Source organism: Arcobacter roscoffensis (assembly GCF_024267655.1).
GTDB classification, from domain to species: Bacteria; Campylobacterota; Campylobacteria; order Campylobacterales; family Arcobacteraceae; genus Arcobacter_B; species Arcobacter_B roscoffensis.
Window position 1 is genome coordinate 956,270 of the sequence record NZ_CP100595.1, and the last position, 9,250, is coordinate 965,519.

20 protein-coding genes are annotated in these 9,250 nt (G+C 32.5%); all 20 read left to right on the forward strand.

The features are described from left to right. Nucleotides 1–132: 132 nt before the first annotated feature. The 20 genes from NJU99_RS04655 to rplR all read left to right on the forward strand — a co-directional run bounded on the left by NJU99_RS04655 (nt 133) and on the right by rplR (nt 9,250). Nucleotides 133–897 (forward strand): hypothetical protein, encoded by a 765-nt coding sequence (locus NJU99_RS04655; RefSeq protein WP_254577564.1) that lies wholly within the window; start codon nt 133–135, stop codon nt 895–897. Next, nucleotides 887–1,204, forward strand: coding sequence for a hypothetical protein (locus tag NJU99_RS04660; protein ID WP_254577565.1), 318 nt, complete (start codon nt 887–889; stop codon nt 1,202–1,204). Before NJU99_RS04655 ends, NJU99_RS04660 begins: the two co-directional genes overlap by 11 nt. Nucleotides 1,205–1,756: 552 nt before the next feature. Next, nucleotides 1,757–2,071, forward strand: coding sequence for a 30S ribosomal protein S10 (gene rpsJ, locus NJU99_RS04665; RefSeq protein WP_071627220.1), 315 nt, complete (start codon nt 1,757–1,759; stop codon nt 2,069–2,071). A 15-nt stretch (nt 2,072–2,086) separates the two neighbouring features. Further along, nucleotides 2,087–2,662: a 50S ribosomal protein L3 gene (rplC, locus tag NJU99_RS04670; RefSeq protein ID WP_254577566.1), complete on the forward strand. Its 576-nt coding sequence runs from the start codon at nt 2,087–2,089 to the stop codon at nt 2,660–2,662. Then, entirely contained in the window at nt 2,659–3,270 is a 612-nt protein-coding gene (rplD, locus tag NJU99_RS04675) for a 50S ribosomal protein L4 (protein WP_254577567.1), read from the forward strand. Before rplC ends, rplD begins: the two co-directional genes overlap by 4 nt. A 1-nt stretch (nt 3,271) precedes the next feature. Next, nucleotides 3,272–3,553, forward strand: coding sequence for a 50S ribosomal protein L23 (locus NJU99_RS04680; protein ID WP_254577568.1), 282 nt, complete (start codon nt 3,272–3,274; stop codon nt 3,551–3,553). Between the two features lie 11 nt (nt 3,554–3,564). Then, nucleotides 3,565–4,392, forward strand: a complete 828-nt coding sequence (gene rplB, locus NJU99_RS04685; RefSeq protein WP_254577569.1) for a 50S ribosomal protein L2 — start codon at nt 3,565–3,567, stop codon at nt 4,390–4,392. Nucleotides 4,393–4,401: 9 nt separating this feature from the next. After that, nucleotides 4,402–4,677, forward strand: coding sequence for a 30S ribosomal protein S19 (rpsS, locus tag NJU99_RS04690; RefSeq protein ID WP_254577570.1), 276 nt, complete (start codon nt 4,402–4,404; stop codon nt 4,675–4,677). A gap of 3 nt (nt 4,678–4,680) precedes the next feature. Beyond that, a complete protein-coding gene (rplV, locus tag NJU99_RS04695; RefSeq protein ID WP_254577571.1) occupies nt 4,681–5,013 on the forward strand; it encodes a 50S ribosomal protein L22 in 333 nt (110 codons plus the stop codon). After that, nucleotides 5,013–5,711 carry a 30S ribosomal protein S3 gene (gene rpsC, locus NJU99_RS04700; RefSeq protein ID WP_254577572.1) on the forward strand — a complete coding sequence of 233 codons (699 nt, stop codon included), beginning with the start codon at nt 5,013–5,015 and terminating at the stop codon, nt 5,709–5,711. Before rplV ends, rpsC begins: the two co-directional genes overlap by 1 nt. 2 nt (nt 5,712–5,713) lie before the next feature. Further along, on the forward strand, nt 5,714–6,139 hold the full coding sequence (gene rplP / locus NJU99_RS04705; protein WP_254577573.1) for a 50S ribosomal protein L16: 426 nt from the start codon (nt 5,714–5,716) through the stop codon (nt 6,137–6,139). Then, nucleotides 6,126–6,317 carry a 50S ribosomal protein L29 gene (rpmC, locus tag NJU99_RS04710; RefSeq protein WP_076084968.1) on the forward strand — a complete coding sequence of 64 codons (192 nt, stop codon included), beginning with the start codon at nt 6,126–6,128 and terminating at the stop codon, nt 6,315–6,317. Before rplP ends, rpmC begins: the two co-directional genes overlap by 14 nt. A gap of 11 nt (nt 6,318–6,328) precedes the next feature. Beyond that, the gene (gene rpsQ / locus NJU99_RS04715; protein WP_254577574.1) at nt 6,329–6,580 is read left to right on the forward strand and encodes a 30S ribosomal protein S17; all 252 of its coding nucleotides are present in this window, start codon (nt 6,329–6,331) and stop codon (nt 6,578–6,580) included. Then, the gene (gene rplN, locus NJU99_RS04720) at nt 6,580–6,948 is read left to right on the forward strand and encodes a 50S ribosomal protein L14 (protein WP_254577575.1); all 369 of its coding nucleotides are present in this window, start codon (nt 6,580–6,582) and stop codon (nt 6,946–6,948) included. Before rpsQ ends, rplN begins: the two co-directional genes overlap by 1 nt. Nucleotide 6,949: 1 nt before the next feature. Beyond that, nucleotides 6,950–7,189: a 50S ribosomal protein L24 gene (gene rplX, locus NJU99_RS04725; RefSeq protein ID WP_254577576.1), complete on the forward strand. Its 240-nt coding sequence runs from the start codon at nt 6,950–6,952 to the stop codon at nt 7,187–7,189. 1 nt (nt 7,190) lies between these two features. Then, complete coding sequence (gene rplE, locus NJU99_RS04730) at nt 7,191–7,739, forward strand: 50S ribosomal protein L5 (protein WP_254577577.1); 549 nt, start codon at nt 7,191–7,193, stop codon at nt 7,737–7,739. Beyond that, on the forward strand, nt 7,739–7,924 hold the full coding sequence (locus tag NJU99_RS04735) for a type Z 30S ribosomal protein S14 (RefSeq protein WP_254577578.1): 186 nt from the start codon (nt 7,739–7,741) through the stop codon (nt 7,922–7,924). The genes rplE and NJU99_RS04735 overlap by 1 nt, the downstream gene beginning before the upstream one ends. A 14-nt stretch (nt 7,925–7,938) precedes the next feature. Then, nucleotides 7,939–8,337, forward strand: coding sequence for a 30S ribosomal protein S8 (gene rpsH / locus NJU99_RS04740; RefSeq protein WP_254577579.1), 399 nt, complete (start codon nt 7,939–7,941; stop codon nt 8,335–8,337). 9 nt (nt 8,338–8,346) lie between these two features. Further along, on the forward strand, nt 8,347–8,880 hold the full coding sequence (rplF, locus tag NJU99_RS04745) for a 50S ribosomal protein L6 (RefSeq protein ID WP_254577580.1): 534 nt from the start codon (nt 8,347–8,349) through the stop codon (nt 8,878–8,880). A gap of 10 nt (nt 8,881–8,890) precedes the next feature. Then, nucleotides 8,891–9,250 carry a 50S ribosomal protein L18 gene (gene rplR / locus NJU99_RS04750; RefSeq protein WP_254577581.1) on the forward strand — a complete coding sequence of 120 codons (360 nt, stop codon included), beginning with the start codon at nt 8,891–8,893 and terminating at the stop codon, nt 9,248–9,250.

A 9,250-nucleotide genomic window follows, 5' to 3' on the forward strand; every position in this document is an offset into this window, starting at 1 on the left:
TAAAGCAAGGCTTCTATTAGAATTATGAAAAAGATTAATTATACATTATTCTCAATACAAAAAAAGGTAAGGAAGGTTTTATTACTAATTATTAAATAGATATAATTATTCTGAAATTATTTTGGAGTTAGTATGAGTGAGAAAGAATATAATATAATTGATGTCATTGAGGATATATCAAAAGTGGGATATTCAATTGGAGTATTTGCCTGTAAATATATTTATAAGGCTAGTAGTGTTGAAACATTAAAAAACTCTATGGATGCATATGTAGCTTCGAGATTTTTACAAAGATTAGAATATTTTATAAATGAGCATGACAAAATATCAAATTATGAAAAAGAAGATTTTTATAGTAGTTTAATAAGTAACAAACAAAATATGAATTATTTATATGAATTTATAGAAAAAGCAAGAACTACAACTTATGATATTCATTCTAAAATATATGCATTATTGTCAGTGAGATTAATTAGAAATAAAGGTTTAAAGTATTACGAAGATTTGATCCTATCAAATTTGCATTTATTAAATGAACATGATTTGAGATATCTAGGATATATTTTAGGTATAACTACAGAACACAATTATTATACAGACAATTTCAGTGAGATAAAATCAGAAGAAAAACTAAATAAAATGAAAGTTTATAAAAGTAGAAAGTTTGGCAAATTAAAAATAGATAATGAACATATATTTATTATTGAGAACCATGAACATTATATGACATATAGAAAATGTTTACAGTTTGGAATTTTTGATGAAATTATTGAAAAAGATAACTCAGGATATGTAGAATCAAATAGTCCAAAAATATATGGAGTTTTAGAAGATAGAAAAATCTGCATTACAAAGTGTACAAAAATTTTTGCAGAAATATTAGAAGATGTGTTATAAAATGTTAAATATTAATGAAATAATCGAAAAACTTAAAGACATTTTGTCAAATGAGATTAAAGATAAAAATATATATGATAAAGATATTGCACAGGCACTGAGAATAAACTATGATAATTTCAGAAAACAAAAAGCTAGAGGGACAATACCCTATCAAGAGATAATGAGCTTCTTAGTTAAAAGAAATATATCAATTAATTGGTTCTTCTGTAATCAACTACCAGAATCTCTAATAAAACCAACTTCAAAATTTATACTAGTTAATTATCAAAAGAGAATAAATGCATCATCAGAAGATGATGAATAAACTATCATTTGGATGATACAACTAATTAGGTATTGTTAAATAGCTATCAGATCATATCAAGACAAACTATTATTTATATATTAGAGGGAATAAAGAATGTAAGAGATAGTAATGAGCTAGATCAGGCTTATATATAAAAAGAATACACATTAAGGAAGATAAACATTATATATAAAGACATAGAGTAAGAAGAATATTAAGTAATAAGAAGGGTAAAAGGAGTACTTTTAAAGCTTTAGATTTGTAAATGAAATGTGAGTAATGTAATCTTAGATAGTCTATTTTTATGCGTACACACATTTCATAAGCCGTTTTCACAAATTGTTTCCATTTTGTAATAGTCCCAAATTTTAAGCTTTATACTTAGTATATACTTAAAATGATGCTGAATTTACACTATCTTTCCTTTATAGAAGGAAATAAAATATGCTTTTTTTCTATCTAAACCCCATTATACTTGACATTTAATACCTTTTAAGTTATAATCCGCGTCCACTAAATGTGGTTAGAGTGCTTTTTTGGTACGTCTAACGAGTTCTTTAAAGGAAAAAAATGGAAAAAATCAGATTAAAGCTTAAAGCTTACGATCATAGAGTTTTAGACAGAAGTGTTGCTTCAATTGTTGAAGCTGTTAAAAGAACTGGTGCTGAGTTGAGAGGTCCTATACCTTTACCAACTAAAATCAGAAGATATACAGTTCTTAAAGGTCCTCACGTAAACAAGGATTCAAGAGAGCAATTCGAAATCAGAGTTCATTCAAGAATGATTGATATCATTGCAGCGACTCCTGATACAGTAGATTCATTAATGAAACTTGACTTAGCTCCTGAAGTTGATGTTGAAGTTAGATCTATGGGTCAAGAATAAGAGAAAGGGTAATAAATGGAATATATCGTAGAAAAAATTGGTATGAGTAGAACTGTTTCAGTTCCTGCTGTTCCTGTTACACTTTTAAAAGTTCTAGATACTAAGGTATGTGAAGTGACTGACGGTGTAGCAATTGTTTCTTATGCTTCTGGAAAGAAGATGAATAAGACAATTGAAGGTCAACAAAAGAAATATAATCTATCTAAAGAGTTTAACAGATTTGCAACTACTACAGTAGCAAACGCTGAAGCTGGTGATTTAGATGTTGCTCCTTTATCTGAAGCGAAAGTTTTAAAAACAACTTTCAAGACTAAAGGTAGAGGTTTCCAAGGTGGAGTTAAAAGATGGAACTTCGCAGGTGGTAGAGCATCTCACGGTCATAGAATGGGTAGAAGAACTGGTTCAATCGGTAATGCTGAGTGGCCAGGTAGAGTTCAACCAGGTAAAAAAATGCCAGGACAATACGGAAATACAAATGTAAGTGTTAAAAATGATGTAGTTTCATTTGACGCTGAAACTGGAATCTTAGTTGTAAAAGGTTCAGTATCAGGACCAAATGGTGCATTAGGAAAAGTAAAGGTTGCTAAATGAGTAATGCAGTAGTATTAAACGAAAAATTTGAAAATAATGGTGAGTTAGCATTACCAGCAAGTTATGAAGAGATTAACTCTCACAACTTATACTTATATGCTAAATCTTACTTATCTTCATTAAGAGCAAATACAGCTAGAGTTAAAAACAGATCTGAAGTAAGCGGTGGTGGTAAAAAACCTAAAGCTCAAAAAGGTTCTGGTGGTGCTAGATGGGGTTCTAAAAGATCTCCTTTATTCGTAGGTGGGGGTCAAGTATTTGGACCATCAGCTAGAAACTATAACCAAAAAATTAACAAAAAACAAAAAGCTTTAGCATTAAAATTCGCTTTAAATGCACAAGCTAATAATGGTTCATTATTTGTAGCAGATTCTGTTAAAATTGAATCAGGTAAGACAAAAGACGCAGTTGCAGTTTTAAATAAACTAGACAAAAGAGATACTCTTGTTGTAGTTGATACAATTGATGAGAAAACATACTTAGCGTTTAGAAATGTTAAAAACTGTTATATGGTTGAAAAGCAAGAAGTTAACGCTTACATAATTGCTGCATACCACTCAGTACTAATTGAAAAATCAGTATTTGATGCATTAACAAAAGAGGCTTAAGATGGCAGATATTACAGATATTAAAGCGATATTATATACAGAAAAGACAATCGAGCTTCAAGAAAATGGTGTAATCGTTGTTCAAACTAGTCCAAGAATGACTAAAAACGGTTTAAAAGAAGTATTTAAAGAGTATTTTGGTGTTACTCCATCAAAAGTTAATTCTTTAAGACAAAACGGTAAAGTTAAAAGATTTAGAGGAAAGCCTGGTAAAAGACCAGATTTCAAAAAATTCTACGTTACATTACCAGAGGGCGCTGAAATAGCGAACCTATCAGCTTAAGGAGATTATAGATGGCAATTAAAAAATTTAGACCAATAACTCCTGCAAGAAGATTCATGTCGGTTATGGATACTTCTGATATTACTTCTAAACCAACAGTTAGATCTTTACTTGTAAGAGTTAAAGCTTCAGCTGGTAGAAATAATAACGGTAGAATCACTTCTAGACATAAAGAAGCAGGTGCTAAAAAATTATATAGAATTATCGATTTTAAAAGAGATAAATTTGGTGTTCAGGGTACTGTATCAACTATTGAGTACGACCCATACAGAAACTGTAGAATTTGTTTAGTTACTTATGCTGATGGTGATAAAAGATATATCTTACAACCTTCTGGATTAAAAGTTGGTGATAAAATTCAAGCTGCTGAGTCTGGTTTAGATATTATTCCAGGTAATGCAATGAGATTAAAATCTATCCCTGTTGGTACTATGGTTCATAACATTGAGATGAAACCAGGTAAAGGTGGACAAATTGCAAGATCTGCTGGTGGATATGCTCAAATTATGGGTAGAGAAGACAAGTATGTTATCTTAAGATTACCATCTGGTGAAATGAGAAAGATCCTTGGTGTATGTATCGCAACAATTGGTATTGTTGGTAACGAAGACTACATTAATATGGTTGTTGGTAAAGCTGGTAGAACTAGACATATGGGTATTAGACCTCAAACTAGAGGTTCTGCAATGAACCCTATTGATCACCCACACGGTGGTGGTGAAGGTAAGACTAACTCTGGTAGACATCCTGTTACTCCATGGGGTATGCCAACTAAAGGTTACAAAACTAGAAAGAAAAAAGCTAGTGATAAGCTAATCATTTCAAGAAGAAAGAAGTAAGGGTTTAAGATGGCAAGATCAATTAAAAAAGGTCCATTTGTAGATGCACACCTAATGAAAAAAGTTATCAAAGCTGTTGAAGCTAACGATAAAAAACCAATTAAAACTTGGTCAAGAAGATCAATGGTATTACCTGATATGATTGGTTTAACTTTTAATGTGCACAATGGTAGAAACTTTGTTCCTGTAAATATTACAGAGAACCACGTTGGATATAAATTAGGTGAATTTGCACCAACTAGAACATTTAAGGGTCATAAAGGCTCTGTACAGAAGAAGGCGTAATCAATGGGTAAAGCAATATTAAAATTTATTAGACTTTCTCCTACAAAAGCAAGATTAATTGCTAGAGAAGTTCAAGGTATGAATGCTGAGTATGCTATTGCATCTTTAGAATTTACTCCTAACAAAGCTGCTGGAATCATCTCAAAAGTTATTGCATCTGCAGTAGCAAATGCTGGTTTAGAGCCAGAAGAAGCTGTAATTACTTCAGCTAGAGTTGACAAAGGTCCAGTTCTTAAGAGATTTACTCCAAGAGCTAGAGGTAGTGCATCACCTAAGCACAAACCAACTGCACACATTATGATTGAAGTAGCGGCTGCTGAAAAAGGAGACAAGTAATGGGTCAAAAAGTTAATCCAATAGGTTTAAGACTAGGTATCAATAGAAACTGGGAATCAAGATGGTTTCCTAAATTTTCTAACATGCCAGCAAACGTTGCTGAAGATGATAAAATTAGAAAGTTCGTTAAGAAAGAGTTATACTATGCAGGTGTTGCTCAAACTATCGTAGAAAGAACTGCTAAGAAAATTAGAGTTACTATTGTAGCTGCTAGACCTGGTATCATCATTGGTAAAAAAGGTGCTGACGTTGAGAAGTTAAAAGTTAATCTTTCTAATTTAGTTGGAAAAGAAATCGCTGTTAACATCAAAGAAGAAAGAAAGCCTCAACTTTCTGGTCAATTATCTGCTGAAAATGTTGCTCAACAATTAGAAAGAAGAGTTGCGTTCAGAAGAGCTATGAAGAGAGTTATGCAAAATGCTTTAAAATCTGGTGCTAAAGGTATCAAGGTTTCTGTTTCTGGTAGACTTGGTGGAGCTGAAATGGCTAGAACTGAGTGGTACTTAGAGGGTAGAGTTCCTTTACATACTTTAAGAGCTAAGATTGATTACGGATTCGCTGAAGCTCATACAACTTACGGTTGTATCGGTATTAAAGTTTGGATCTTCAAAGGTGAAATTCTTGCAAAAGGAATTCCAGCTGAGAGAACTGAAGAGCCTAAGCAAAAGAGAAGACCAAGTAAGAGAAGAGGTAAATAATTATGTTAATGCCTAAAAGAACAAAATATAGAAAAATGATGAAAGGCCGAAACAGAGGTAAAGCCCATAGAGGTAATACTTTAGCTTACGGTGACATCGGACTTAAAGCTGTTGAGCACGGAAGAATTGATTCAAGACAAATCGAAGCTTCTAGGGTTGCAATGACTAGAAAAGTTAAGAGACAAGCGAAAGTTTGGATTACTGTATTCCCAGATAAGCCACTTACTGCTAAGCCATTAGAAACAAGAATGGGTAAAGGTAAAGGTGCTGTTGATAAATGGGTTATGAACATTAAGCCTGGAAGAATTTGTTTTGAGATGGCGGGTGTTAGTGATGAGTTAGCAAGAGAAGCTTTAACTTTAGCACAACATAAATTACCATTTAAAACTAAAATTGTAACAAGAGATAGCGAAAATGAACTATACTGATTTAAAAGACAAGAGCTTACAAGAGCTTACGGAATTATTAAAAGAAAAAAAGGTGCTTCTTTTTGAATTAAAAGCTAAGCTAAAAACTATGCAGTTAACAAATACATCTGAATTAAGAGTAGCGAAAAAAGACATCGCAAAAATTCAAACAGCAATTACTGCAGCAAAAGCTAACTAAGGATCCAAAGTATGACACATAAAAGAGAGATTCAAGGTGTAGTGGTAAAAAAATCTGGAGATAAAACAGCATCAGTATTAGTTACTAGATACGTTTTACACCCAAGATATCACAAGACTGTAAAAAGATTTAAAAAATATTTAATTCATGATGAAAGAAATGAGTTAAATGAAGGTGACAAAGTTATCGCTGTTGAGTGTAGACCTTTATCAAAAACTAAATCTTTCAGATTAAAAACTATTGTTGCTACAGGAGTTAAGTAATGATTCAAAGTTTTTCAAGATTAAACGTAGCTGATAACACAGGTGCTAAAGAAATCATGTGTATCAAAGTTCTTGGTGGATCTAAGAGAAGATATGCATCTGTAGGTGATGTAATTGTTGCTTCTGTTAAAAAAGCTTTACCAACTGGAAAAGTTAAAAAAGGTCAAGTAGTTAAAGCAGTAGTTGTTAGAACTCATAAAGAAGTTCAAAGAGAAAATGGTTCATTAATCAGATTTGACGACAATGCAGCAGTAATTTTAGATGCTAAAAAAGACCCAATTGGTACAAGAATCTTTGGACCTGTTGCTAGAGAAGTTAGATATTCAGGTTTCATGAAAATCGTTTCACTTGCACCGGAGGTATTATAATATGGCAGTTAAATTAAAAATCAAAAAAGGTGATACTGTAAAAATCATCGCAGGTGATGACAAAGGTAAAACTGGTGAAGTTTTAGCTGTATTACCAAAAGAATTAAAAGTAATCGTTAAAGATTGTAAAGTTGCTAAAAAAACTGTTAAGCCTGATCAAGAGAAAAACCCAGAAGGTGGTTTTGTAAACAAAGAAATGCCTATTGATATTTCAAATGTAGCAAAAGTAGAAGGTGAGTAAGATGGCAGCAAGATTATTAGAAAAATACAATTCAGAGATTAAACCAGTTTTAGAAACTGAATTCCCAAAAAACAAGATGTTAACTGCTAAGATAGAAAAAGTAGTTATTTCTGTTGGTGCTGGGGAAGCTATGAAAGATAGTAAATTAATGCAAAACATTGAAGATACTATCTCTTTAATTGCTGGTCAAAAGTCAGTTAGAGTTATCGCTAAAAAATCAGTTGCTGGTTTTAAAGTAAGAGAAGGTTACCCTGTAGGTGTTAAAGTAACACTTAGAGCTGAAAGAATGTATGAATTCTTAGACAAATTATGTTCTATTGCATTACCAAGAGTAAAAGACTTCCAAGGTTTAAACAGAAATGGTTTTGACGGAAGAGGAAACTTCAACTTCGGTTTAGATGAGCAGTTAATGTTCCCAGAAGTAGTTTATGATGATATTATCAAAACTCACGGTATGAATATTTCAGTTTCTACTAGTGCTGATAATGATGCGGAAGCATTTAGATTATTAGAGTTAGCAGGAATTCCATTTACTAAAGGAAGAGCGTAATGGCAAAGAAATCTATGATTGCTAAGCAAAAGAGAACTCCTAAGTTCTCTTCAAGAGCATATACAAGATGTTCAGTGTGTGGTAGACCACACTCAGTATACAGAGACTTCGGACTTTGTAGAGTTTGTTTAAGAAAAATGGCTAACGAAGGTTTATTACCTGGTGTTAGAAAAGCTAGTTGGTAGGGAGAAAATAAGCTATGATGAATGATATAATCGCAGATGCTTTAACTAGAATTAGAAATGCTGCAATGAGAAAATTAGAAGTTGCAACATTATTACATTCGAACACTGTTGTTGGTATTGCTGAAGTATTACAACAAAAAGAGTATATAGAAAGTTACAAAGTTATTGATGGTGAAAACAACAAAAAAACTGTTCAAGTTACATTAAAATATGATGATAATGATAACTCTGTAATTAACGAAATCAAAAGAGTTTCTAAACCTGGTAGAAGAGTTTACAAATCTTTTGATGAATTAAAAAACTTTAAAAATGGATACGGTACAATCATTGTTACAACTAACAAGGGTGTTATTGCTAACGACGAAGCTTACGCTTCTAAAGTTGGTGGTGAAGTACTGTGTACAGTATGGTAGGAGAGTGTAATGTCTAGAATTGGAAAAAAACCTATCGCAATCCCTTCAGGGGTTGAAGTATCAGTTGATGGTACAATCGTAAATGTTAAAAAAGGGAATAAAACTATTCCTGTTGAAACTCACGGAAGAGTATCTGTAGAAATTGCTGATAGCCAAGTTGTTTTAGGAAAAGTTGGTGAAGCAAAAGAAGCGGCTGCTTTCTGGGGAACTTATAGAGCATTAATCAACAACGCTGTTGATGGTTTAGCTACAGGTTTCCAAAAGTCTTTAGAAATCAACGGTGTTGGTTATAGAGCTGCTGTAAAAGGTAAAGTATTAGAGTTACAATTAGGATACTCTCACCCAATTAATTATGAAATCCCAGAAGGATTAGAAATTACTGTTGAGAAAAACTTAATTCACGTTAAAGGTGCAGACAAACAACAAGTTGGTCAAGCTGCTGCAATTATTAGAGGCTACAGAAAACCAGAACCGTACAAAGGTAAAGGTGTTAAGTATACTGACGAGCATATCGTTAGAAAAGCCGGAAAAACTGCTAAGTAAGGTGTGAGTAATGAGTAGAGCAAAAGATTTAGCAAAGAAAAATGCATTAAGAGCAAGAAGAAAAAGAAGAGTTAGAGGATCAATTTTTGGTACAGCTGAAAAGCCAAGAGTAACAATTTTTAAATCTAACAAATATTTAAGCGCTCAAGCGGTTAATGATGTTGAAGGTGTAACTTTAGCAGCTGTTAGTTCTCAAACAATGGGACTTAAAGTGAGTAAAGAAAATGCAGTAAAAGTTGCAGCACAATTCGCTGAAAACTTAAAGTCTGCTGGTATTGAAACAGTAGTATTTGATAGAAATGGGTACCTTTATCATGGTGTTGTTGCAGCTTTCGCTGACGCATTAAGAGAAAACGGTATTAAATTATAA

Excerpts from the sequence above, each read along its gene's own strand:
- NJU99_RS04655 (WP_254577564.1), top strand. The coding sequence starts at position 133 with ATGAGTGAGAAAGAATATAATATAATTGATGTCATTGAGGATATATCA.
- NJU99_RS04660 (WP_254577565.1), top strand. The coding sequence starts at position 887 with ATGTGTTATAAAATGTTAAATATTAATGAAATAATCGAAAAACTTAAA.
- rpsJ (WP_071627220.1), top strand. The coding sequence starts at position 1,757 with ATGGAAAAAATCAGATTAAAGCTTAAAGCTTACGATCATAGAGTTTTA.
- rplC (WP_254577566.1), top strand. The coding sequence starts at position 2,087 with ATGGAATATATCGTAGAAAAAATTGGTATGAGTAGAACTGTTTCAGTT.
- rplD (WP_254577567.1), top strand. The coding sequence starts at position 2,659 with ATGAGTAATGCAGTAGTATTAAACGAAAAATTTGAAAATAATGGTGAG.
- NJU99_RS04680 (WP_254577568.1), top strand. The coding sequence starts at position 3,272 with ATGGCAGATATTACAGATATTAAAGCGATATTATATACAGAAAAGACA.
- rplB (WP_254577569.1), top strand. The coding sequence starts at position 3,565 with ATGGCAATTAAAAAATTTAGACCAATAACTCCTGCAAGAAGATTCATG.
- rpsS (WP_254577570.1), top strand. The coding sequence starts at position 4,402 with ATGGCAAGATCAATTAAAAAAGGTCCATTTGTAGATGCACACCTAATG.
- rplV (WP_254577571.1), top strand. The coding sequence starts at position 4,681 with ATGGGTAAAGCAATATTAAAATTTATTAGACTTTCTCCTACAAAAGCA.
- rpsC (WP_254577572.1), top strand. The coding sequence starts at position 5,013 with ATGGGTCAAAAAGTTAATCCAATAGGTTTAAGACTAGGTATCAATAGA.
- rplP (WP_254577573.1), top strand. The coding sequence starts at position 5,714 with ATGTTAATGCCTAAAAGAACAAAATATAGAAAAATGATGAAAGGCCGA.
- rpmC (WP_076084968.1), top strand. The coding sequence starts at position 6,126 with ATGAACTATACTGATTTAAAAGACAAGAGCTTACAAGAGCTTACGGAA.
- rpsQ (WP_254577574.1), top strand. The coding sequence starts at position 6,329 with ATGACACATAAAAGAGAGATTCAAGGTGTAGTGGTAAAAAAATCTGGA.
- rplN (WP_254577575.1), top strand. The coding sequence starts at position 6,580 with ATGATTCAAAGTTTTTCAAGATTAAACGTAGCTGATAACACAGGTGCT.
- rplX (WP_254577576.1), top strand. The coding sequence starts at position 6,950 with ATGGCAGTTAAATTAAAAATCAAAAAAGGTGATACTGTAAAAATCATC.
- rplE (WP_254577577.1), top strand. The coding sequence starts at position 7,191 with ATGGCAGCAAGATTATTAGAAAAATACAATTCAGAGATTAAACCAGTT.
- NJU99_RS04735 (WP_254577578.1), top strand. The coding sequence starts at position 7,739 with ATGGCAAAGAAATCTATGATTGCTAAGCAAAAGAGAACTCCTAAGTTC.
- rpsH (WP_254577579.1), top strand. The coding sequence starts at position 7,939 with ATGATGAATGATATAATCGCAGATGCTTTAACTAGAATTAGAAATGCT.
- rplF (WP_254577580.1), top strand. The coding sequence starts at position 8,347 with ATGTCTAGAATTGGAAAAAAACCTATCGCAATCCCTTCAGGGGTTGAA.
- rplR (WP_254577581.1), top strand. The coding sequence starts at position 8,891 with ATGAGTAGAGCAAAAGATTTAGCAAAGAAAAATGCATTAAGAGCAAGA.